The following is a 23,978-nucleotide window of genomic DNA, read 5'->3' as shown; positions in this document are numbered from 1 at the left end:
TGTGTACAACAGAGGTTAACGCTTCTGCAAATACCGGTAGAAGGCTGTTGCCGCCTGGGCGCGCGTTACCTCAAGTTTCGGACTGAACTTACCTCCGTCCGCGCTCATGATGCCCATTCCGATCACAATGGCTGCGTTTCCGATGTTTTTAAGTTCGGAAGCATCCGTAAAATTACGGTTAAAGACGTTATCGAACTCCGTCAGCTTCTTGTAGTTCAGCGCACGGACGATCAGAGAAGCCATCTCCTCACGGGTGATCGGCTGGTCCGGATTGAACTCGTCGGACGTCCGGTCGATCCATTTGCGGTCCAGAGCCGTTTCTACGTAGGAGAAGTACGCGTTGCTTTTCTCCACATCCTTGAACGAGTTGCTGCGGCCGTCCATGGCTCCGGCCGGATAATACCCGCCGCCGCTGTCGGCGATGACGAGCATCTTGATGAGCTCCCCGCGCTTGATGGACTGGTCCGGCTTGACCTTGCCGTCTTTCACTTCGAGGGCTTGATAATCGAGCATCAGCTGGAGCTCGTTTTGAGCCCAGTGGCCGGCGATATCGTCAACTTTCACCGGTTCCAGAGAGATTACCTCGCCGTTATCCCGGTTGCGCCATTTGCCGCTCTCCGCATCAAGGAAATAAGCGGAGTTTTCGTATTTGTTCTCCAGCGTGTATACAAGCTGAGCTTTCTGATTTTGGCTGTCCGCCGGATACTTGCCGGAAGCTACGAGAATATTGTAACGCTCAATAGGAATTCCCGGCGGAATTTGGCCTTCGGTGCCGACGCTCTGGTAAACCAGACGAAGCTGATATTGAGAAAGCAGAAGTTCCTTTGCCTTATCTTTATCCAGAACGGCCGGTTTCTTGGCCGGGAACGCCAGCTTGCTTATATTCACATAGCTGTTCTGAACATCGCCCGTACGTTTATCCACGCCTATATGAATATTATCGTTCTCTACCCGGACCCCGTCAACGAACCGAGAGAACAGGAAAGTATACGTGTTGTCCTGGTCGATCCCGACTATCTTGCTGTCCGTTTTGGGAGCTTCCGTCGTTTCCAGCACAAGCTGATGCGTATAGGAAGGGTTTGTTTTCTTTATGAAATCAACCGCCTTCCCTTTGGCTTCTTCAAAGGAAACTTTAACTTCCTCCGGCTTTACCGTACGGCTGGAACTATAGTCATAATTGGAGAAGTTCGTCAATTCACCTGTTTTGGCGTCGATAGCCAGAGATACGTATCCTCTGTTATCCTTCGCTCCGTCTTTACCCGGGAGCGTCCACTGGAAATTCCAGTTAGCTTCCGTCTGCTTCGTGGATTCGTTCTCGTACTCGCTGTAGTTCGCCTCTTCGAGCTTGGCATCCCCCGGGATTTTAACGAGCTGCTGAGCCCGTTTAAGCGCGGCATCCTTCGTCGTCACTGCCGTCCCTGTGCCGCTTTGAGGCTGCTCGGCCAGTGTCTTGACGGTGGAGGGAGCTTTGCTCTCATACAGCGGCTTGCCTGTTTTGGCGTCAAGCTGAAGCGCCGCCATGCTGTAGGAAAGCGCCGGTTTGAGCACCTTCGACTGGTAAGGAAGGAGGTATTGAAGGACCGGTTCCGCTTGCGTGCGGAATGCTTTGTCAGCCTGCTCCGACGTGATGACGCCTTCTTTTTTATCGAAAGTCGCATCTTTATCCCAGTACACGCGGTAATCGGAGAGATGGCCTTCGCTGTCTACGGCCACCGTGATGTTATTTTGAGGGAACGGAACACCGTCCACCACTCTTTCGAAAGAAAACCGGTAGTCTTCGTATACATTCAGCGGAGTTTTGCGGGAAGATTCGCGCAGGTCGTTGTATTTCACCTGCTTTTGAAGCTCGGGACTCAATTTCGCTATGTAATCGGATGCGATGGTTTTAGCTTGATCCAAGCTGGTTTTCGGTGGGTAAACGGGCTTGCTGTCCGGGTTCTTGCTGCTGAAATTGTACCCGAGAAGAGCGCCGGAATCCGCATCCAGACTATAGGACAAATAAGAATAATAGTCTTTCTTTTCTTTGTGGCTGAAATTCAGGTTCCATGTTTTTGCAGGCTTACCGCCGAATCCCCGGGATACGCTTAAATTAGCCCCTTGGAGAGAAAAGCCTTCCGGCAGGGCAACGTATTTTTTAGCCAGCTCGACGGCCTGCTCCTTGGTGATTTTTACCTCTTCCTGGGAAATGTCGATCTGCTCTTTCCCTTGATCCGTAACCGGATTCGCAACAGATGCGGACGCCCCCGTAACCGCTTTGCTCGCCATAACCGGCGTAACCGTGCCGAACAGCAGTGCGGAAGTGACCACTGCCGTACCTGCTTTCAGAATAATTTTCAAACGGACCTGCCTCCTTCGTATAGGTGGAATGGAACATACTGGATTCCAGTTCTCACCATCTGAGACGGACAAATCCGGGCAAAGGTTGCGGAAGAAATCCCCATTTCCTAACCTGTTACTTTTTTGTCATTTCTCTTCGGTTTACGGGCCTTTTTCCTCCCTTGTCACATCGAAAGAACCCCGCCGTCCAAGCGCCTGATTCCCCTTACGGAAGAAAGATCTTCGGCGAGCTTCAGGCATGCGTGATCTTTGCGCTTGGCCTCCACCATTACATCCAGCCGGTCCAGTCCCTCCTCTTTACATGCTTTCAGAAAAATCAGCAGCGGCCCCGCGTCCACATAATCGGCATGGGAACGGAAGTCTTTGGCGTTCTTCGGCGTAGATACATGAATTTTCATCGGGCGGTTCTTCCATGTCTCCGCTATTTGCGGGAGCAGCTCGGTACCCGGGTGAGAAGAGGGGTTGCACCAGTCGTGATGAAGATCGAACATCATCGGGACCCCGCTCCGTTTACACACGGACAGCGTTTCTTCGGCCGTGTAGGTTTTATCGTCATTTTCCAAAGTCAGCCTCTTCATAATGCGCCCCGGCACCCGCGGCAGGTTGGAGACGAGGCGTTCGGCCGAAGCACGCTTGTCCCCGTAGGCTCCGCCCATATGGATGTTAATGATGCAATCGCCGCTCATCCCCATGCCGTCGAGAATGTCCGCATGATAGTCCAGGTCGCGTATCGCGGCCCCCACTACCGCATCCGAACCGTTGAGCAGCGTAAATTGGTTGGGATGCATCGACAGCCGGATATCGTGGCGGCGGGCAAAAGCACCCAGCTCGGCAAGCTCCTCCCTGTACACCTCTTTGACCCCGATATGGACATCGGGATGGGTGGCGAGCGGAATCAGCGAAGAACTGAGCCGGTACAGACGGATCCCGTGCGCCGCATTATAATAAAGGATTCTGCGCGTAGCTTCCAGATTGCGGCGGCCCACCTCGATCGCCTTTGCCAGCGATTCTTCATAAGGCCCTTCTTTGAACCGTTTATACGTAAACGTGGAGCTCGGTGTGTTGTGATAAATAGCCAACGCCTGCGCTACATAGCCGATGCGAACTTCCAAGCTTGTCACCTCTTCTTCAGGTTTCCCTTGCCAAAATTTTTTACCCCGGTGCTTCCGGATTGTATCCCTGAATGAAGAGGTTGTGCGAATTTGGCAGGCATACCCCTTCCGGTGGCGGCAGATATTATCCCCGTACGGTTGTCGGCCGGAGCCTTCCGGAACCGGACACCTCAATAAACCACAAATCTGACCGCACATTCTCAGGAGGGTTCTTTCATGTCTACGCTTCTCTATATTACGGCACATCCGCATGACGACCGGGCTTCTTACAGCATGGCCGTCGGCAAAGCGTTTCTCGATGCTTACCGCGAAAATCACCCCGGAGATCATATCGTGACACTGGACCTGTACAAAGCGTACATTCCGCAGATCGACACCGACGTCTTTAGCGGCTGGGGCAAGCTGCGCTCCGGCAGTTCGTTTGATCAGCTCTCGGAAGAAGAAAAGAAAAAAGTGACCCGTTTCGGCGAACTGACGGATCAGTTTGTGGCGGGCGACAAATATGTTTTCGTCACTCCGATGTGGAACTTCTCCTTCCCTCCCGTCATGAAAGCCTATATCGATACGATCTGCACGGCAGGTAAAACGTTCAAGTACACGGAAAACGGCCCGGTCGGCCTGCTTACCGGCAAAAAAGCGCTGCACGTCTACGCATGCGGCGGCATTTATTCGGAAGGCCCTGCAGCCGGATCGGACTTCGGAAACCCCTATCTGAAAACGATCATGTCCTTCTTCGGAATACCGTCTCTTGAAACGCTTTATGTGGAAGGGATGGCCCAGTTCCCCGATCGCGCCGAGCAGATTAAGCAAGACGCCATTAAAAACGCACTGGAAAAAGCGCGGACGTTCTAATCCCAAACGATTTTAAAAAGCGCGAGGGATGAAGCCTCTCCCTTGTCCTAGACAGAAAAAACCCGTAAATCCTAAGATTTACGGGTTTTCTTTCGTGCATAGTGCCGTAGCGTCCCGGTAAGGAGCTGAGCTTAGTACTGGTCGCGTCTGATCAGGGAAATGTTGTACGCGGACACCAGCAGACCGACGATTCTCGTGACATAGCCGACGAGCGGAATGTAGCTGAGGAAGGCCAGCACGATGTTGACGACAGCCGGAAGCAGCGTCCGGTTGCTGTTGATCAGGCCGATGACGGCACTCACGAATACGAGAGGCACTACCCAGCCGCCGGACCATAAAAATCCGAACGGGATAAGGCCGACTACGTAGCCGATGATAATCCCGATTTCCACAATAAGTTGAACCACATTCAAAACGCGTTTCGTTTCCGAACTCACGATAAATCCCTCTTTTCGCAAGGCGGCGGCGTGTGGTGAAAACGCCCCATCCTATATAATTTTACACATAGCAGGGTGTAACTCGATCCGGACAACCTCATATAGACGCGGGAGCAGTCCGCGAATCATGCAGATCGTTTCATCCGGATTCATATGCCCTTAGTTTAATTTACGCACCGAGGCGTCTTCGCGTTTCATGCGTCCGCCTTCTTTCTTCCTAATTATACCTTAAAAATTTTATAAAAAAAGGCCCGGACTTCTCCGGGCTCAATAGAAAATATAAAAAGACGAAGGGAAACCGTCTCCCAAAGTCCATGGTAAGCCCCACGGTGTCTCGAACGGTGCCGCGGCACGTTCATCCTCGTGAACCGGGGCGGTCGGCAATAGCAGACCGGGTTCCCTCCAAAACTTAGCGGCTTTTACGTAGAAGCCGCGATACCGGTTATGACGCCGCCCGGCGCGTTCCCCGCAGCGGAGCCTCCCTGCTGCAGACGATACATCTGGGAGTATCGGCCGCCCAGCTCCAGCAGCTCCTCGTGATTCCCGCGCTCCACGATCTCGCCGCGATGCAGGACCAGAATCAGATCCGCGCTGCGGATCGTGGACAGCCGGTGCGCGATGATGAAAGTCGTCCGGCCTTTCTTGACGACATCGAGCGCGGCTTGGATCACGGCCTCCGTCTCCGTATCGATGTTCGCGGTCGCTTCGTCCAGGATCAGAATCGCCGGATCGAAAGCAAGCGCACGCGCAAACGAGATCAGCTGCCGCTGGCCCGCGGAGAGCGTGCTTCCTTTTTCGAGCACGGGCTCGTCGAAGCCTCCCGGCAGGTTGGCGAATATGCGCTCGCCGCCGACATCTCGCAGCGCCGCATCCACCTTCTCCCGGGAGATTGTGCCGTCCCCTAGGCTGACGTTACTGGCAATCGTGCCCGTGAAGAGGAACGGATCCTGCAGCACGATGCCCATATGCTGGCGCAGAAGCTGCTTGGGCATGGCCGTGATATCCCGGCCGTCCACCCGGATCGTTCCTTTCTGCGGATCGTAGAACCGGAACAACAGGTTCATAATGGAGCTTTTGCCTGAACCGGTATGGCCCACGAGCGCCACGGTCTGGCCCTGCTTCGCCTCGAAGGATATGTTCTTGAGCACGTAATCTTCCTTGTAAGCGAAGGACACCTGCTCGAAGCTGACATCACCTTTGTAGCGGGGCAGCCGGCCTTCGGTAACGTCTTCGCCCGGTTCATCCATCAGCTCGAATACGCGTCCCGCCGAAATGATGGATTGATCGAGCGTCGCAAGCTGATTCACCATCCCGGTGATCGGCTGGAAGAGCCGGTTCAAGTAGTCGATGAAGGCGTACAGCACCCCGAAGGAAATCACGGATTGGGCTCCCGTTCCCATTGCGGCGCCTCCGAAATGCCAGAGCAGCAGCGCGAAAGATATGTTCCGCAGCACTCCGACCAGGTTATGGGAGGTGAGGGCGTTCAAGCTTTGCAGCTTCTGCTGGTGCTTGAGGTAATCCTCGTTAAGCGTTTCGAACTCCTCCATCGTTTCTTTCTGACGGCGAAACGCACGGATGATCGTCATCCCCTGGATGGCTTCATTGATCATTCCGTTAATGTCGCTTAAGCGAGAACGGATAATTTTGTTGTAGCGAGAAGCGTACTTGCGGTAAACGATGACCCAGACGACCAGCAGCGGAACGATCAGAAGACAGATCGCGCCCAGTTTCACGTCCAGAAGGAAGAGGGCGATAAAGATCCCCGTGATGTACACGAAGCCGGTGAAAAAGTTCGCCAGCACCGTTACGAACAAGTCGCGGACGGCCTCGGTGTCATTGGTCACCCTGGATACGACCTTTCCGGCCGGAAGATTGTCAAAATAATGGATAGGCAGCCGCTGAATTTGCCTGTACACATCCAGCCGCAGCTTCTGAATAACACGGTTTGCGGAAACCTGGAGCATATACCGCTCTCCGAAAGTGAAGACAGCCGCTACGGCCAGCAGCCCGAGATAAAGCAGGGCAAGCTGGATTAATTTGGCCAACTCCGGCCGATAGAACACATAGAGCTCGCCCTTGGTCAGCGACTTCGCTTCGTATGCGGCGCTCTCTCCACCTCTCGTAACCGTCAGCTTGCCGTCCTGCCAGGAACGCTGGCCGTCAAAGGCGATCGGTCCGTTAACGAAGACGAACCTCGTGCCGACCTGAAGCAGCCTGGCCTCGTCACCGCGCGCTTCGCCTTCCGCGAATCGGTCACCGCGTTTGTAAACGTCGCCCCCGTAGGACACCGTGTCCCCGTTTTCCGCGGTATTCCCGGCGTTGCCGGTTTCCCGGGGGACTTTGTACCAGGGCTGCTCGATTCCGAGGATATGCGTATCGATCATCCGCTTGGCGATAAAAGGACCCGACAGCTCCGCCGCTACCGCGACCGTAAGCATAAGAAGGGCAAGAATAAACAATTTTTTATGATGAAGTGCGTACTGCACCAAACGTTTGCCTGTGTGCAAGGCCGATCACCCCGCTTCCGTCAAATTGGATTCGACCTGCTGGCGTTCGTACTGTTCTTTGTACCAGCCGCCCAGCGCCAGCAGCTCTTCATGGGTTCCCGCTTCGACAATCCGGCCCTCGTCGAGGACAAGAATCCGGTCCGCGTGCTCGATGGCGGACAGCCGATGCGTGGAGATGAGCGTCGTTTTACCGGCACGCTCCCGCCGGATGTTCTCGATGATTCTCGCCTCGGTCCGCGCATCCACGGCCGACATCGCATCATCGAGCAGCAGAATTTCCGGGTCGGCGATCAAGGCTCTCGCCAGCGAGACACGCTGCTTCTGTCCCCCGGACAAGGCTACGCCTTTCTCGCCGACAAGGGTGTCGAGCCCGTTCGCCAGCGTACCGATGTCCTGCGTGAAGGCGGCCCGTTCGATCGCCTGCAGCACATCGTCCTCGCTTGCGTCGGACTTGCCGAACTTGATGTTCTCCCTTACGGTCTTGGAGAACAGAATCTGCTCCTGCGGCACATAGCCGATCCACGATTGCAGCTGCTCCAGCGGAATCTGCTGGATAGGCACGCCGCCTATGGTGATGGAGCCGCTGCCGGCCGGGTACTGCCGCAGCAGCTGCTTCAGCAGCGTGGATTTTCCGCTGCCGGTCCGGCCCACCACGCCGAGGGTCTCCCCCTGACGCAGCGTGAAGCCGATGTCCTCCAGATTGGGAGTACTCGAAGAGGGATACTTGAACGCGGCTTCCCGGAAGCCGATGGTACCCGGCTTCGCATCCGCCGCCGGCTGCGGGACGTCCTGCACATCGGGCCGGTACCCCAGCGTTTCGTTGACCCGGTCCAGAGAAGCGTTGCCCCGCTGCATAATGTTGATCAGCTCGCCGATCGCGAACATCGGCCAGATCAGCATCCCGAGATAGATGTTGAAGGACAGGAGCTGTCCCAACGTAAGCTCGGTCTGAAACACGAGATACGCGCCGTAGCCCAGGCCGATCAGGTAACTCGCCCCGACAAGCAGCTTGATCGTCGGATCGAACAGGGCGTCGATTTTCGCAACCGCAACGTTCTTGTCGTACACATCCTCCGTCAGCTCACGGAATCGCTCCTGTTCGTTGGATTCTTGAACATACGCCCGCAGAACCCGGACGCCCGCCGTCGCTTCCAGCACCTGATCGTTCATTTGGCCGAACGCATCCTGGGCGGTCGTGTACCGCTCATGAATCGTTTTGCCGTAAAATTTCATGGCCAGCGCAATGAACGGAAGAGGCAGCAGGGCCGCAAACGTAAGCTTCCAGGAGATCGTAATGCCCATCGTAAAAAGGATCACGAGCATAAACGCGCTGGAGTCCACCAGCGTCAAAATACCGAAGCCCGCCGTAGCGGAAACGGACCGCAAATCATTCGTGGCGCGGGCCATCAGATCGCCCGTCCGGTACTTTTCGAAAAAGGTCGGAGTCATCTTCAGCAGATGCCGCATAAATCTGGAACGCAGGACGCGTTCCGCCAGAAAAGCGCCTCCGAACAGCTGGTACATCCAAACATAGGTCATCAAATAAATAATGGCCGTAATTCCCAGCGTCCACGAAATCATGGCAATTAGCCGGTCCGCCGTAATCGAGCCCATATGGATCTCGTCGACCGCGTAACCGAGAATCTTCGGCGGAATAATTTCCGCGATACCGGCGACGATCAACAGCGTAATCGCTACCGTGTAGCGGATCCAGTGCTTTTTAAAAAACCAGCCGAGCTTCTGTAAAATACTGAACAAACAGGTCACCTTCTTTCTTTGTCCACGAAAAGCTTCTTTTTCTTTGTTTCCGTATTCGTGTCTCTGTAGAAAAATGAGGGCGGTCTCCTTGCGGGACCATGAAAAAAGGACGCACCGTTCAACGAACAAACGGTACGTCCTCAATAGCGCGGCAAAGCCTGCGCTCCATTAAACCGGCTGCTGGCAGCCTTATTCAGGAAATGCGGGCGTCTGAACGCCGCTATCCCGATATACGGTTTAACGGGTGTACCGAATATTCAGCTGTTCCCTTGTTCACTGCATACGGATGCAGTCCACGCACAGGCAACATTCTAAACATCGATACCACCCTCTCTTCTCCGGTCATTTTTCTGCGCTTTCGCGTCAACTAGGTGTGATTGTATCACCCGTTGGAAAGGACTGTCAACCCGAACAAGCCGGAGAAAATAGTTATAACCAAAAAGGAGCGGAGCCGCCCGAACGGCCTTTTTGCTCCGCTTATTCTTTTTGCAGATAGCGTTTATCTTTGAGAAACAGCCTCCAAAACAAATAAAACACGGGAACCAGAATCGCCGAACTCACGATATACCCGATGAAAAGCGAACGGAACATCGTCGGGTTCGTAATCCCTTCGTCAAACGTCAAGTGAGGATAAACCATGTAAGGCATGTGCGCGGAAAAATACGCATAGCTCGCCAGTCCGTACTGGATGATGACCGTAATAATCGAAGCCCGCGGGTAGCCGCTGCGGCCGTCCGGCCTTCCTTTTAACAGCAAAATATAGGCGGCGATGAAGGCCGCTACGGAAAGACCGAACCACAAGGCGTAACGCTTGAAACCCTCCACCATCCACGGCGCATGCTCGGAAAAGGTGCTGACGGTGAGCAGGGCCATCAGCAGGTTGACGGGCCCCCAGATAATCGCGAGCCTGCGGTAATCGCGGTACGTCTCCTCGTCCCCCGCTTCGCGGGAGTAGTCCGCCAGGAAGAGCGCGGACATGAACAACTCGGTCGACAGCCCGAAGCCGAGATGCGCGTACTCCGTCAAACTGGTGAACAGCTCGCCGAGGTGAAGAATCGGCACTCCGTTTTCAACGGTGACGAAGCCCCCCAGCGTGATCGGCAGCACGCTGACCAGAAGCCCCGGGATAAGGAGACCCGTAATCCCGGAAACGACCCGCAGCAGGCGGCCGTGCTTCGCCACGGAGTATGCGTAGACCATGAACGTGCTGCGGACGAGCAGCAGCAGGAGGACGAGCGAGACCGGCACGAGCAGGGCCGCGCCGAGCATATGGGTCGCCTTCGGGAAGAATCCGGCAAGAGCCACGACGAACAGGACGAGAAACACGTTCGTCACTTCCCAGGTCGGCGACAAATACCGGTTCGCGAGAGCCCCCGCCTTCGTATGATGCTGCCCGCTAAAGTACATCGACCAGAAACCCGCGCCGAAGTCGATGGAGCCGAGAATCGAGTACGTGAACAGGAATACCCAAAGTACGCTGACTGCCAAAGTTACGTCGCTCATGTAATCGCCCCCTCGGCAGCCCGGGTCTGGTCTCCGTTAGCGGCGGCAAGTCCAAGCGCTTCCGAGACGGGATGCCGCTTGAAGTAGACGTGCATGACGATCGACGTCACGACAAGCAGAAACACGTAGACGGACACGAACATGACGAACAGGGTCCCGATCCCCTGGGATTGCAGGGCGGCTTCGCTGGTCCGCTGCACGTGGTAAACCGTCCAGGGCTGCCGGCCCGTGCAGCTGAAGATCCAGCCGATCTCGATCCCCAGCATCGAGAGAGGTCCCGAAGCGACAAGGACGGTCAGCAGCCAGCGCGGGTAGGGCTTTTTGAACCAGATGCGGATGAGCAGGCCCAGAAAGGCCAAGGCGAGCAGGAACATGCCGATGAACACCATCAGGTTAAAGAGGGTGTGAATGTACAGCGGCGGCCAGTTCTCCCGCGGGAATTCGTTCAGGCCCCGGACCACGGTGTCAAAACGGTTGCCTGCAAGCAAGCTGAGGAAGCCCGGCAGCTCGATCGCTCCCTTGATGGACTGCGTCGCTTCATCGACTTTGCCGAAAATGGCAAGCGGGGCGTGAGACTGCGTCTCGAACAGCCCTTCGGCGGCGGCGAGCTTTTCGGGGATGTGATGATGCAGCATCTGGGCCGTCGCATGTCCGTTGACGGCCGTGAAGGCGGTCATGATGCCCCCGAAGATGAGCGCGAGAAACAGGCCCTTGCGGTGGTAATCCGCTTCACGCGGGGCTTTGCGCGCCTTCAGCAGCTTGTAAGCCGCCACGGACGCGACGGCGAAAGCGCCTGTCATATAGGCGGTGGACAGCACGTGCAGCGCCGTCGACCAGAGGCTCGGGTTGAACACGGCCTCCCACGGCCGGATGTCGACGAAGTCTCCGTTCGCGTTGATGGAGAACCCTCTCGGCGTGTTCATAAACGCGTGCGCGTCCGTGATCATCACCGCCGAGGCGCTCGCCCCGATGGCGACGAAGATGACACTGACGATCCTGGCGATCGGAGGCAGCCGGTCGGCCGCGTACAAGTAGATCGACATAAAGAGGGCCTCGAAGAAAAAGGCCCACATTTCAATCTGAAACGGCAGGGCGATCACCTGTCCGACGATCCGCATGAAGCCCGGCCACAGCAGAGAGAGCATCACGCCGACAATCGTTCCCGACGGGATGGCTACGCCGAGCAGAATACCCGAAGCTTTCGTCCACCTTCTGGCGAGCACCACGTAGTCGCGGTCTTTTTTGACATGATACATAATTTCCGCAAACACGATCATCACCGGAAGCCCGACCCCGAGCGTCGCAAAAATAATATGAAACGCCATTGACGTGCCGAACAAGGCCCGCGCCATCACGACGGTATCCATAGATCCACACTCCTTTTGTAGCCACCCGGCCCAATTGCTTCCTGTAATATGGGTCAAAAAGGAAGAAAGTATGCGCTTGGGGGCAACTCGGAGTGCAACAGTTCCTGACTTAACCTTTTGTTTGAAGATGTTATAACGAAAAAGAACTGTCCGAAAGGTGATGAAATCTACCTTCAGACAGCTCCTTTACTAGGGGCACTATTTATTTATGTTCATCCGAAATTGTGTAGAAACATCTTGCTCTGCCGCTTTATCAACCATCGTTTTTAATAGTCTGGCATCTTCTTTATGGTCGGTTTTCCATTGGTGCGCATTAAAATCTGAAGGGGAGACAGATGGAAGATCGCTTGAGTTGACTATTTTTTGCAGCGATGTCTCCAGTTCTTTTGCTCCTTTTTCCACTTTCTCCAGAATAAAAGGAATTGCAGGAGCGCCGAGCTCCGTCAATTTCTCATTTTTCCATTCCGCAGACTCTTTAGAATTCACAATTTTCTCTACCTTACCGGGAACAGCTTTCAAATGAAGTTTCCAAGATCGTGTAAATTCTTCGGGATCCGACCATTGAAATTCGCTTTTCTTCAAGTCAACTCTGGCAATTTCTTCGGCTGCTGCCGCCAAAATATATTTATCCAGTCCAAAACTGTTTCCTTCCATAATCCGCTCTTCAATAACAGGCAACGCCGGGTAACCCAATTTAACAATTCGCTCATATTCTTTATTGTCTTTAATAAAAGCATAAGGATTGGAGCTAAGCCCTAAAGTCGGGTCTTCTTTTGTTAATCGATCTATTTCCTTTCGCATATCGGATAAATTTATATAGGTTTTAGTCGGCAATGATGCTGAGGTAGGAGGACTGAATAGCTGGATATAACCCAAACCCAAAATTAGTCCCGCGAGTGCACTGACTATTATTGTTTTTTTCATATATGTGCCTCCTAATAGTAATATTGGACTGCGGGTCCGTATCCGGCCGAACTATTATAGGGACTTAGTGAATAAGTGGTCACTAACTCGGCTATTCCCCATTTTGATTTAGTCGTACTGGAATCAAGTACTCTCGCAATGTGACCCACCGATGAAAGCGACTTGCCATAAGCAATGAGCTTAGGCGGATTATTCGGATTTCCAGTATTCCGATCAGAGTATCCATAACTTCTTAAAAAGGATGTCATTTCAGTTGCTGTAGCATCACGGTCATATCCTGAACTCTTCCAAGGCCAAACCCACTTGGTTGTCTCATCAATTGCATAAGCAAGACAATTATAAGGAAACAGATGATTACCATCCGTCCCTGAGTTAAAATCTGCTGAGTATGAAACCCCGCTTCTAAGATGTTCTCGAAACCAAGCATCTGAATGATTCGTCACTGCAAAAACAGTGCTTCCAAAAGCAAATATCATTACAGTAAAAAAGAGGATGACCAGTCTAACCTTTTTAATTACCAAATAAATCCCTCATCTCATTTATTTTCAGTAATTCGACTTATTGCTTCTGGATGAATCGCCTGAAGAAGGGTCATCAAATTTTCGGACAGCTCGCTGTAGCGCATTTCATCAAAAGGATAAACATACAGCTGTGAAGTCCGTATGGCGCGCAGGCTTTGCCACTCCTCACGTTCCTTGAGAGGAACATATTCAGGTGATCGGAAGTAATTTTGATACAAAATCAGATCCGGATCAGCCTTGAGCAGTTGCTCCAGTGCAACGGGGATGCTAGCCGGGTTTTGGTTTTCTACCCACGGTAAAATATTCTCTCCTCCCGCCAAGGAAAGCAAATCGTCTTCCAGCGTATTTTTTCCTACGCCTACACTGGTCACTTGATTATTCTTGGAAAAAGAGCGGTTGTACCCCCGTTCCCAGTAGACCTTTTTCATCGGCAGTCCCTGCCGAGCTTCCTTCACTTGCGCAATAGTTTTCCCCAGCTTGTCCGATGCTTGCTCCGCGGACTCTCGTCTGTTCAGAATGATTCCGACGGTGAGCATATCGGAAGCAATCTGGTTGATTTCAGAATGCCCCGTTACCCAGATAGGAAAACCCAACGTCCGCGAGCCGGTTTGTATATTCATGCACATCTCTGAACCTGGATAAATCAGAACGGAAGGAGCTGGGTAGAGGAAAAAATCCGGTTTCGATTTTGCGATAATCCGTTCCCTTGCTCCCCACAGACTGCTTGCCGAATCTTCCGTTACTTCGACGATTTTGTCACCTGCCCCAATGACCTTCATAAAATCATTAAGTTCAGCATTGTCTACTGCCACCCGTTGCGGTTCACTTGGGATGGTGACCTCTGCCCCGCAAGCATCCTTCAAAACCAAAGGATAGACCGTTTGCTTAGCTTTATGTTTTGAGACTAGAGAATCTGTAGCGGCAGCAGGTTGCGGATTCAGGGACTGCTCGTGAGAACAGCCGGAAGCGGACATTATACTTGACAGCGCAACCAACTTGACCAGGAAACACCGGCACCGTCCGGCACGTTCATTTTTAATTTGAATAGGCGCGGCCCCCTTCCTAATTTTCCCTATACAATAATACTATTTTTTTACATAATTGTAAGTCGAAAAACATAAAGAATGCCTAAAATTATGTTGGTTGAATGAGGCTCCATCTCACTGCATCGTTTAACTGTTTCGGCATGAACGGATGTACTAAAATCTTACATGGAAAAAGCGGCTTTCAAGGTTTTGCAAGCTCGTTGCCGGTACAAAAAAAGCTCCTTTCCCTTCAGCCTAGACTGAAGGGAAAGGAGCCGCCTGAACCTGCCGGGGCAGGAAAGCTTCAGGAACGCGTGCCGTTGTGCAGGTCTTCGATCTCCTGCCGCAGGCCGTTTTCGACTTCCTCGAATGCGGGCCGGTTAAAGCTTAGCGAAGCGTCCTCTACGGCGCGTTCGGCATGCCGGATGGCTTGATTCGCCTGCTCTTCAAGCTGGGCTGTCGGGTGGGACAGCGCTTGGGAGACGGCGTTGTGGACCTTTTCCAACGAATTTTGCGCTTGGGAAATCGGGTTTTGCGACTGCAGACTGGAATCGCGTTCGGTCATGATTGAAGCCTCCTCGTCTCGATAGGAATTTCAGACTCCTATAGGATGAGGCAACCCTGCGGTGTTTATGCTAACGGACTTTTTGCGGACTAAGAAATGATTCCGACCGAGTACAGGAAAATAAGAACGATCAGCGGCGGAATCACGATACGGAGCAGGAATACCCATACCCGCAGCAGTGTACCTTTAAGTCCGGCTTCTTCCATGGCGCGTTTCGAAGCGTACGCGATAAAGAGCGTAACGACCAGTCCGCCGATAGGAAGCAAAATGTTGGAGGTGACGAAATCCAAGGAATTGAACACCGTCTTGCCGCCGATTTTGAAATCGCTCAGAACGCCGCCGACCGACAAGGCCGAAGGCACTCCGACGATAAAACAAACCGCGGTCGTCCACGAAGTCGCCTTAAGCCGCGCCCATTTCCAGCGGTCCATCGCAAAGGCCACCGGCACTTCCAGCAGCGACAGGATCGACGTGAAGGCGGCGATAGCCAGCAGGACGAAGAAGAGACCGCCGAAGGCCGCGCCCAAAGGCATCGAAGAGAACGCCGCGGGCAGCACGACAAAGACGAGTCCGGGCCCTTGCGCCGGCTCCAGGCCGAACGAGAACGTCGTCGGGAATACGATAAGGCCCGCGATAAGGGCGTACAGAAGATTGCCGCCCGTCACCGCAACGGTTGCTTTTCCCAGAGACTGCCCTTTCCGCACATAGGAGCCGTACGTAATCATGACGCCCATTCCGATCGACATCGAGAAGAAGGCTTGCCCCAGGGCCACGAGCGTGGATTCGCCCGTCAGCTTGCCGAAATCCGGTTTCAGGAAAAATTCGATGCCCGCCTCCGCTCCGGGAAGCGTCATGGCGCGCGCCATCAGAATGAGCAGCACGACCGCAAGCGCGGGAATCAGCACCTTGTTGAATTTTTCGATACCGCCCGATACTCCTCTTGCGATTACCCAGCCGGACAAACCCAGAATGAGGAACTGCCACGCAATAGGGCTGTAGCCGGAAGTGAAGGCTTGAAACTGAGCGGCGTAATCCGTTCCTTTGTACAGAGCCCCCGTAAAGGAGCTAAGCGCATAATGCAGCGTCCAGCCCGCAATGACGGAATAGAAAGACGTGATCATAAAGGAACCGAACACCCCGAGGAAACCGAAGAAGCTCCAGCGTTTGGAGCCCGACAAATTAAGAAAAGAGGTGGAGGCGTTCCCCCGTCCCGCGCGACCTATGGCCATCTCGGCCAGCAAGACCGGCATGCCGACGATGATGAGACAAATAATGAACAGCAGTACAAAAGCCGCTCCGCCGTATATCCCCGTTATATAAGGAAATTTCCAAAGGTTGCCGAGACCGATCGCACTTCCGATCGCCGACATAATGAAACCGAGGGAAGAAAAGCGCTCCCCACCCTTTTCACCTGCTGATGGGCCTGAAGCTCCCCCGTTTGAATCTTGTTTACTCATATTGTCACCTGCTTGTATGGGTCTAGGATTTTAACAGTCTGTATATAAACAGAGGTTTATTCTATCGGAAAGGCGAGGGTGTGTCCAGTTATTATTGACCTATGTTCAATAAACCAACATAAGTTCTCGAGGACTATAGCGGCCAAATAAAAAACGGCCGCCCGCAAGGGGCCGCCGCATTACGATCTATTCGATTAAACCGGCAGAGGCGTCGGTTCGGACAAAGGGGAATCCGGAGACGGGGCCGATTTGGCGTTTACGAAGTTCACCATCTCCTCGCAGCCCGGGAGCCTCCGTCCTTTACCGAAAGGCACGCACGTAGGCGTTCCGAAAATAGGATCGCGGACGAGGCGGCAGTTCAGGCCGAACACGTGGCGGACCAGTTCCTCCGTTACGACTTCCTCGGGCTTGCCCGCGGCGTAGACCTTCTTGTCGCAGATAGCGACGATATGGTGCGCATAACGGCAGGCCAGGTTGAGGTCGTGGAGAACCATAACGATCGTCGTGTTCTCCTTCTCGTTGAGCTCCCACAGGAGATCGAGAATTTCGATCTGATGCGTCATGTCGAGATAGGTCGTCGGCTCGTCGAGCAGGATCGTGTTAGTCCCCTGCGCGAGAGTCATGGCGATCCAGGCCCGCTGTCTCTGTCCGCCTGACAGCGAATCCACTTGACGCTCGGCCAGCGGAGCCATTCCCGTCGCTTCCAGCGCCTTGGTTACCGCAGCCTCGTCTTCCCGGGTCCACTGCTTCAGCCAGTTCTGGTGCGGATAACGCCCCTGCTTCACGAGTTCAAAGACGGTCATCCCTTCAGGAGCGGTAGGACCCTGCGGCAGAATCGCCATCTGACGGGCCACTTCCTTGGTGGACTGCTTCGCGATTTCCTGTCCGTTCAGCAGCACGGCACCGTTCTTGGGCTTCATCAGCCGGGCCATGGAGCGCAGCAGCGTCGATTTACCGCAGCCGTTGCAGCCGATCAACACGGTAATCTGACCTTTCGGAATCTCCAGATCGAGATCCTCGATAATATCCGTTTGATTGTAAGAAAGCGTCAGCGACTTGGTTTCGATCCCATACATACGCTCAATCTCCTTTGCCAAGAAAAGTGGTGTTCATCCAACTGACGAGAGGCGGCTAATCGTTCAGAGCGGCGGTCGGCGCCGCATATCCGGGCGCAATCCGGCTGCCCGCACGAAATGCGGATAACAGCAGCCGTCTCTGGGCGCGGCATCTTCTATCTATATAACGGTAAAACCGTTTACGTGTTCCGGGATTTGTACAGCAGGTAAATAAAATACGGAGCCCCGACGCAGGCCGTAAAAATCCCGGCCGGATAATCGTGCGGCGGAAACGCCGTGCGGCCGATATAATCGGACACCAGCACGACCAGGGCGCCGAACAGCCCCGACGCAGGCAGCAAAGCGCCGTACGCGCTTCCGACAAGCCGCCGCGCCATATGCGGCGCGATCAGCCCGACGAAGGTGATGCCTCCGCCGAAGGCTACGGCGGAACCGGCAAGAGCGGTGCTGAGCAGAATCAGCACGACGCGCTGGCGGTTCACCCGGCTGCCCACGCTGGTGGCGACCGAATCGCCCAGCGCCTGGACGTTAAGGCTGCGAGCCATGTACGCGAGAATCGGAATCAGCACCGCCAGCCATACGGCCAGCGCTCCGACGTGGCTCCAATTCGAGCCGTACACGCTCCCCACCTTCCAGGTGACGGCCTGAGTCGTCAGGACCGGCGGAGCGAGCAGGATCAGCATCGTATTCACCGCGGACAAAGAAGCCGCGATTCCGATGCCGATCAGCACGAGCCTAACCGGCGGCAGCCCGTTCTTCCAGGCCAAGGCCATGATGACCAGCGCCGTCAGCGAAGCGCCGACGAAGGCCGCAAGCGGCAGCCACTGGGCCTGGGACAGGAACGTGCTGCTCGTGCCGGTCGTCATCACGATGAAGGCGACGACGAACACGCCGGCGCCGTCGGTGATGCCGATGATGTCCGGAGACGCCAGCGGATTGCGGCTGACGCCCTGCAGGATCGCTCCGGCCATAGCCAGCGCCGCCCCTACCATAACCGCCACGAGAACCCGCGGCAGCCGGAACGTGTGAATGACGAGCGCATCCTGCGGCGTGCCCATCCCGAGCAGCGTGCGGAGCACCTGCAGCGGGCCGATTTTGATCTCTCCCGTGCCCGTCGAGACGAGCGTAAGGAGGAAGAGCAGCACCGCGAGAACCGCGGTGACGAGCAGGGCCCGCTTATCCAGTACAAATGAAACGGACGGCCTTTTTAGACGAATATGTTTGTAGCGGCTCATGAGGAAGTCTTAAACCCCCTCCGCGCGATATAGACGAAAAACGGCGTTCCGATAAAGGCCGTCATCACACCGACGGGAACTTCCTGCGGCATGATGATGAAACGCGAAAGCGTGTCGGCCGCCACCAGCAGCAGCGCGCCGCAGATTCCCGCGTACGGGATGACCCAGCGGTGATCGAAGCCGACGAGTGACCGGACAAGGTGCGGCACGATAATGCCGACGAATCCGATCGGGCCTGCCACGGCGACGGAGCCCCCCGCCAGGAAAACAACGACGACGGCCGCGATCAGCTTGATGTAGACCGTCCGCTGGCCCAGCCCGACGGCTACGTCCTCGCCCATCATCAGGACGTTGATCTGGCTGGACAACAGCAGGGCGACGAGCCAGGCCGCGCCCAGATAAGGCAGCACCGGGAGCAGAATGTCCAGCTTGCGTCCTTCGACCGATCCCGCCAGCCAGTACAGGACGTCCTGAATGCGCGTCTCGTTGGAGAGCAGCACGCCCTGCGTGAGCGAGTTGGCCAAGGCGGCGACCGCTGCGCCGGCGAGCGTCAGCTTCATGGGCGTGAGCCCTTCCCGGCCGACGGAACCGAGCATGTACACGACCGCCGAAGCGATGGCCGCGCCCAGAAAGGCGATCCACGCCAGCGTGGACAGCGAGCTGACCGACAGCAGGGACATCGCGATCACGATGAGCAGGCCAGCTCCCGCATTGATGCCGAGAAGTCCCGGCGAGGCGAGCGGATTCTTCGTAAGCGCCTGCATAAGCACGCCCGCAATGGCGAGGCTTGAGCCGACGGCGGCCGCGATCAGCGCTCTGGGCATCCGCGCTTCGCGGATAATCAGATGCTCGTTGGAGCCGTTGAAAGCACGGTAGGCATCCCATGCGGTATGCCAGCTGGTGCCCGTATATCCGTAAACGATGCTGCATCCCATAGCAAATATAAGAAGGGCGGCACCGGTCAGAAGTCCTATGGTTTTGAAAGTGTTTGATCTTAGAGGCAAATCGGCAAACCCCTTTGCGAGCACCGGGCATAGCGAAAAACCCTATACGCCCTCTCCCTATTCTTCCCTTAGTGTAAAATACACCCCGCCCAATGTCAATGAAGTTGATAATCATTATCACAGGCAAACGTGATAAGATCCGGGACGTTTATACTTATTTTTATCTAAGAAAAATACCCATCCGCCCGGGTTCGGGAGAATGGGTACGGCTTTGCAGACCCGCTATCGGATTTCCGATCCGAGCGCGCGGGCGGCCAGCGCCAGAGCGCCGCAGATTCCGGCGTTGTCGCCAAGCTGCGGGTATACGACGTAGTCGGCGATCCCCGCCACAACTTCCTCTTTCTGAACGTAGCCGTTCAGAAGTTCCTGCAGGCGGGCGTGGATCAGCGGAAACAGCTGCCGCTGTTTCATCACGCCCCCGCCCATGATGATCTTCTCCGGCGACAGGATCAGAATGTAGCTCATCAGCGCCTGGGCCAGGTAATCGGCTTCGAGTTCCCAGGCTTTGTGATCGGTACCCAGCTCGGTGCCCTTCACTCCCCAGCGCGCCTCGATGGCCGGGCCTGCCGCCAGTCCTTCCAGGCAATCTTTATGGTAAGGACATTTTCCTTCGTAAGTGTCTTCCGCATTGCGGCGTACGAAGATGTGGCCCATCTCCGGATGCGTGAGCCCGTGCACGAGCTTGCCGCCCACAACCGCTCCTGCTCCGATACCGGTTCCCACCGTGATATAAAGGCAGCTCTCCAGCCCTTTGGCCGCCCCCCATGTCGCTTCCCCGAGCGCCGCCCCGTTCACATCCGTATCGAATTCCATCGGTACGTCGAAATGCTTTTTCAGTTCGCCCAAAATATTATAGTTGCCCCAATGCGGCTTGGGGGTCGTTGTAATATACCCGTAAGTCGGGCTCTTCTTATTGGGATCTACCGGCCCGAACGAGCCTACGCCAAGCGCTTCGATCCCTTTGCCCTCAAAGAATGAAAGGACGCTGCTCATCGTTTCTTCCGGAGTGGTCGTCGGGAAACTCACCCGTTCCAGTACCGTTCCGTCCTCGCTGCCTATCGCACAGACAAACTTGGTTCCGCCTGCTTCAATTGCTCCTAATGTACGCATCTGCCGTGTCCTCTCCTCTTCCGGTTACGAAAACAGACGGGCAGGAGAACGCGTCTCCCGGCCGTCTGTTCCTGTTATGCCCATTGTAAGAGATGCCGGATGGACATGCAATCGTTCCAGTCACACAAATCCGACTATTTTCCGAAAACCATCGACCGGACGGCCTTGTTCAGACGCTCGGCATTCGCTTCGGTATGAACCGCGTCGTTCAGTCTTGCCGTAATCACGTAGACTTTCCCGTTTCTGGCAAGCACATACTCGGTTTCTTCGTAGCCGACTTTTTTTACCGAGTAATGAACGGTAAATTTACGGACTGTCGTACCCAGCAGGCTGACGTCCTCCGCTTTGACCTTGTAGTCCGCGTCGGCCTCGGTGCTTTTCGCGTGACCGGCGTTAATTTCAGCGGCTTTCTCCTGCCAGTCGGTTCCCTCCTCCACGTCTACGGCAAAGTATCCGCCGGTGAAGGTATAGAAGGAAGCGCCGCCTTTTTGGAATTTCGGATCGTCGTAATCTTCCGCGTATTCGCGGGTCCACGTTTCCGGTATTTTCACCGTATATCCATAGTCCTCATCGGCATAGCGGATCGTCCGGTTTTTGTCCAAAATTTCCTGTTCGTCCTGAATGAAGCCTACGCCGGCGTCCATTTTTTTCACATCCAGCCGGATGGAGGAAATAACGGTTCCGAGCAGCTTGTCGGTCTCGTCGGCCTTCAGGTCTTTCGGATAATGGATCGAAAACTTGTATTTATACCCTTCTTTCACCAAATAAACCTGGTGGATGCTGTCCCATTTGTCGCCCATCGTCGAGGAGAATGTGATCTCCCGGGACTCCGCGCCGTCCAAGGTCCCCTTCTTGACTTCCGAAGTCTCCCTGTAGGGTGCCGCGAAGGTTTCTTCGAAATCCGTTATGTCCCGTTTCACCCAGGCATCGAGCGTATCCTCGGTCGTTTGGGAAGTCACTTCGATGGAGATTCCCTGGCTCATGGTATCGTTCGAATATTGGACATCGGTCCGATAAGGCGACTCGTTCCATTTATCGGGCAGGGCAAAGGTAAGCCCGTATTCGTTCGATACCTCGTCCCCGCTGCCGCTTTTCGTCTTGGCAATGTCCTTGAGCTTGGCATCCTGCCGGTCGAAAACGGTCCGGAAGCTGTCCAGCAGATCGGCGTAGCTGTTCGGCCCCGCTTTCGTGCCGTTCTCTTTGTCCTCGCTGTAGGTCAAAGCCAGCCCGTACAGCTTTCCACGGTCCTGATAAAGCCGGATCTGGTAGACCATGCCTCCAAGCTTACCGGTTACTTTGGCGTACGGCTGCGCGCCGCTCTTTACGTACTGCTTTTCCAGAACGGTGCCCATTTTCAGCTCTGCAGCCGTCTTGAGCAGCATGGCCGGAGAAAGCTCGTCGCCTTGATCTTCGACGGAGACGGACAGCGTAAAGTCGCCTTTGGCGTCGGCAAACCGTACCACCGTGCCGTCCGCGCTCTGGAACTGCTTGATCAGCCCGCTCGGATATTTCATCGACCAATTCTGGCTGCTGTCTCCGATTTTCGTCTTGCCCCGGTCCGTATTCAGTCCCGTATTGTCGGTATTGTCTGTCTGACGGGCATCCTCGGACTTCTCTTCTCCCAGTAAGACCTCGCGGGTTACCGTCTTCCCTCCCGCCTGCACGGTCAGCTTTACGCTCTGTCCGGGCAAATACTGCTTTAATACTTCGTTGTATTGGACGGTTGTGTCCACCGCCTTGTCACCGATAGACACCAGGGTGTCTCCTTCTTCAATGCCCGCCTTCTCGGCCGGCGATCCCGGTTCCACGTGCGACACCGTCAAACCGTCATCGGAAGGAAGGCCGACGGCCGCTTCCCAGCTTTCTTCCAGTTTCAGCCCAAGAAACGGGCGCTTCACTTTTCCGTAAGCTTCGAAATGTTTAAGCACGTAATCCACGGTATCCACGGGAATGGCAAACCCGAGATTGTCGACTCCGTACTCCGAGTATTTGAGCGTGTTGATGCCGACGACCTCGCCCTTCATGTTCACGAGAGCGCCCCCGCTGTTGCCCGGGTTAATGGCTGCGTCCGTCTGGATAAGCCTGTATTGATCGTTCACCGAGCGGTCGATGCCGCTCACGATTCCCACGGTGACGGAGTTGCGCAGCGCGAACGAAACCGGCGTGCCGATGGCGACGACCGTTTCGCCCACGCGAAGGCTCTTCGGATCGGCGAACGATGCCGTCTGAAGGCCGGTCGCTTCAATCTTGACCAGAGCCAGGTCGCTCTGTTCGTCCAGATTGGTCACCTTGCCGGTATGAGACTTTCCGTCCGATGTCACGATGACCAGGTTGCTCATGCTTTTCACCACATGCGCGTTGGTCACGATGACCCCGTTCGATTTAATGATCACTCCCGTGCCGTGCGCCAGATCGTAGCGGTCTTTATCTGTGCCTTTATCGGTTTTGCCGCCGGTTGGCTTGCCGATGATGGCGACTACGGATGGCGATGTGCGGGCGATAATCTGCGGTAGCTCGTCCGAATCGGCTGCGGCTTGCACAGGCGTGCCGAAGCCGAAGCCGGAAGCGGCCGCCAGCATCATTGTCAGCAGAATCCCCCACAGCCGGAAGGTATTGCGATTTAGCATTGCTTGACCCCATTCCCCATGAAAATTTTGGAAATCTATGTATTCCGCTTCAAATCTAGCACATTCCTCCCGGGGTCGGCAATGGAATTTTTTCATGTCAAAGCGTCTTGCGCCGGGCGTTTGCCGGGCACCCAATGCCCAGCCGGCACATACAATACGGCAGCTATCCTAACTCCGTTCACGGGAGGAACCTTTATGAATACTTATGTCGTGCAGCCCGGCGACACGCTGTATCTGATCGCAAACCGCCACAACACAACGGTGGAAGCTCTGCTCCGCGCCAACAACTTGTCCACCCCTTATGTCTATGTGGGACAGACGCTGTATATTCCCGCCCCCGGAACGGTGCCGGGTCCGGGTCCAGGGCCGGGACCTGCACCGGGACCTGGTCCCGGACCTGGCTTCGGGAACCTGGAGCAGCGCGTAAACTCGCTGGAGCGCGAATTCAACCAGTTGAGCCGGGAACTGGGCAGACTCACCCGGGAAGTCAACCGGCTCGATCAGCGGCTCGACCGTCTGGAGCATCGGGTTACCAGGCTGGAACGTTAAGCGGCCGAGCAG

General features: G+C 55.1%; 19 protein-coding genes. 2 read left to right on the top strand and 17 right to left on the bottom strand.

All coding sequences use genetic code 11. From position 1 onward, the window contains the following. Positions 1 to 15 precede the first annotated feature (15 nt). Positions 16 to 2,337, bottom strand: coding sequence for an S-layer homology domain-containing protein (locus ACI48J_RS01015; protein WP_405081298.1), 2,322 nt, complete (start codon positions 2,335 to 2,337; stop codon positions 16 to 18). 164 nt (positions 2,338 to 2,501) lie between these two features. Then, positions 2,502 to 3,458, bottom strand: coding sequence for a UV DNA damage repair endonuclease UvsE (gene uvsE / locus ACI48J_RS01010; protein ID WP_405081297.1), 957 nt, complete (start codon positions 3,456 to 3,458; stop codon positions 2,502 to 2,504). A gap of 207 nt (positions 3,459 to 3,665) precedes the next feature. Between uvsE and ACI48J_RS01005 the strand changes: the two genes are divergently transcribed. Continuing rightward, a complete protein-coding gene (locus tag ACI48J_RS01005; protein WP_326052288.1) occupies positions 3,666 to 4,301 on the top strand; it encodes an FMN-dependent NADH-azoreductase in 636 nt (211 codons plus the stop codon). Positions 4,302 to 4,432: 131 nt separating this feature from the next. Here the strand turns inward: ACI48J_RS01005 and ACI48J_RS01000 are convergent, their stop codons facing one another. The 15 genes from ACI48J_RS01000 to ACI48J_RS00930 form a co-directional block, all read right to left on the bottom strand. After that, positions 4,433 to 4,738 carry a hypothetical protein gene (locus tag ACI48J_RS01000; protein WP_326052287.1) on the bottom strand — a complete coding sequence of 102 codons (306 nt, stop codon included), beginning with the start codon at positions 4,736 to 4,738 and terminating at the stop codon, positions 4,433 to 4,435. Between the two features lie 419 nt (positions 4,739 to 5,157). Beyond that, on the bottom strand, positions 5,158 to 7,245 hold the full coding sequence (locus ACI48J_RS00995) for an ABC transporter ATP-binding protein (protein WP_405081296.1): 2,088 nt from the start codon (positions 7,243 to 7,245) through the stop codon (positions 5,158 to 5,160). A 6-nt stretch (positions 7,246 to 7,251) separates the two neighbouring features. Then, a complete protein-coding gene (locus tag ACI48J_RS00990) occupies positions 7,252 to 9,003 on the bottom strand; it encodes an ABC transporter ATP-binding protein (protein WP_405081295.1) in 1,752 nt (583 codons plus the stop codon). A gap of 477 nt (positions 9,004 to 9,480) precedes the next feature. Beyond that, positions 9,481 to 10,506, bottom strand: a complete 1,026-nt coding sequence (locus tag ACI48J_RS00985) for a cytochrome d ubiquinol oxidase subunit II (RefSeq protein ID WP_405081294.1) — start codon at positions 10,504 to 10,506, stop codon at positions 9,481 to 9,483. Then, positions 10,503 to 11,873, bottom strand: a complete 1,371-nt coding sequence (locus tag ACI48J_RS00980) for a cytochrome ubiquinol oxidase subunit I (protein WP_405081293.1) — start codon at positions 11,871 to 11,873, stop codon at positions 10,503 to 10,505. Before ACI48J_RS00980 ends, ACI48J_RS00985 begins: the two co-directional genes overlap by 4 nt. A gap of 198 nt (positions 11,874 to 12,071) precedes the next feature. Further along, positions 12,072 to 12,797, bottom strand: coding sequence for a hypothetical protein (locus ACI48J_RS00975; RefSeq protein WP_405081292.1), 726 nt, complete (start codon positions 12,795 to 12,797; stop codon positions 12,072 to 12,074). 11 nt (positions 12,798 to 12,808) lie between these two features. After that, on the bottom strand, positions 12,809 to 13,318 hold the full coding sequence (locus ACI48J_RS00970) for a hypothetical protein (protein ID WP_405081290.1): 510 nt from the start codon (positions 13,316 to 13,318) through the stop codon (positions 12,809 to 12,811). A gap of 14 nt (positions 13,319 to 13,332) precedes the next feature. Next, the gene (locus ACI48J_RS00965; RefSeq protein ID WP_405081288.1) at positions 13,333 to 14,292 is read right to left on the bottom strand and encodes an ABC transporter substrate-binding protein; all 960 of its coding nucleotides are present in this window, start codon (positions 14,290 to 14,292) and stop codon (positions 13,333 to 13,335) included. A 355-nt stretch (positions 14,293 to 14,647) separates the two neighbouring features. Next, positions 14,648 to 14,908, bottom strand: coding sequence for a hypothetical protein (locus ACI48J_RS00960; RefSeq protein WP_326052279.1), 261 nt, complete (start codon positions 14,906 to 14,908; stop codon positions 14,648 to 14,650). Positions 14,909 to 14,997: 89 nt separating this feature from the next. Further along, a complete protein-coding gene (locus ACI48J_RS00955) occupies positions 14,998 to 16,365 on the bottom strand; it encodes a sodium-dependent transporter (RefSeq protein WP_405081286.1) in 1,368 nt (455 codons plus the stop codon). A 194-nt stretch (positions 16,366 to 16,559) separates the two neighbouring features. Then, complete coding sequence (locus ACI48J_RS00950; RefSeq protein WP_326052276.1) at positions 16,560 to 17,441, bottom strand: ABC transporter ATP-binding protein; 882 nt, start codon at positions 17,439 to 17,441, stop codon at positions 16,560 to 16,562. Positions 17,442 to 17,620: 179 nt separating this feature from the next. Further along, positions 17,621 to 18,676, bottom strand: a complete 1,056-nt coding sequence (locus ACI48J_RS00945) for a FecCD family ABC transporter permease (protein WP_405081285.1) — start codon at positions 18,674 to 18,676, stop codon at positions 17,621 to 17,623. Continuing rightward, on the bottom strand, positions 18,673 to 19,680 hold the full coding sequence (locus ACI48J_RS00940) for a FecCD family ABC transporter permease (protein ID WP_405081284.1): 1,008 nt from the start codon (positions 19,678 to 19,680) through the stop codon (positions 18,673 to 18,675). Before ACI48J_RS00940 ends, ACI48J_RS00945 begins: the two co-directional genes overlap by 4 nt. A 222-nt stretch (positions 19,681 to 19,902) precedes the next feature. Then, on the bottom strand, positions 19,903 to 20,790 hold the full coding sequence (locus ACI48J_RS00935) for an ROK family protein (RefSeq protein WP_326052272.1): 888 nt from the start codon (positions 20,788 to 20,790) through the stop codon (positions 19,903 to 19,905). Between the two features lie 134 nt (positions 20,791 to 20,924). Then, positions 20,925 to 23,417: a S1C family serine protease gene (locus ACI48J_RS00930; RefSeq protein ID WP_405081283.1), complete on the bottom strand. Its 2,493-nt coding sequence runs from the start codon at positions 23,415 to 23,417 to the stop codon at positions 20,925 to 20,927. A 195-nt stretch (positions 23,418 to 23,612) separates the two neighbouring features. Between ACI48J_RS00930 and ACI48J_RS00925 the strand changes: the two genes are divergently transcribed. Beyond that, entirely contained in the window at positions 23,613 to 23,966 is a 354-nt protein-coding gene (locus tag ACI48J_RS00925) for a LysM peptidoglycan-binding domain-containing protein (RefSeq protein WP_405081281.1), read from the top strand. The last annotated feature ends 12 nt before the right edge of the window (positions 23,967 to 23,978 follow it).

This window comes from Paenibacillus chitinolyticus, from assembly GCF_045038035.1.
In the GTDB taxonomy this organism is placed as follows: Bacteria; Bacillota; Bacilli; order Paenibacillales; family NBRC-103111; genus Paenibacillus_F; species Paenibacillus_F chitinolyticus_A.
The sequence above is the reverse complement of the archived record's forward strand: the minus strand, read 5'-3'. Positions and strand labels throughout refer to the sequence as shown.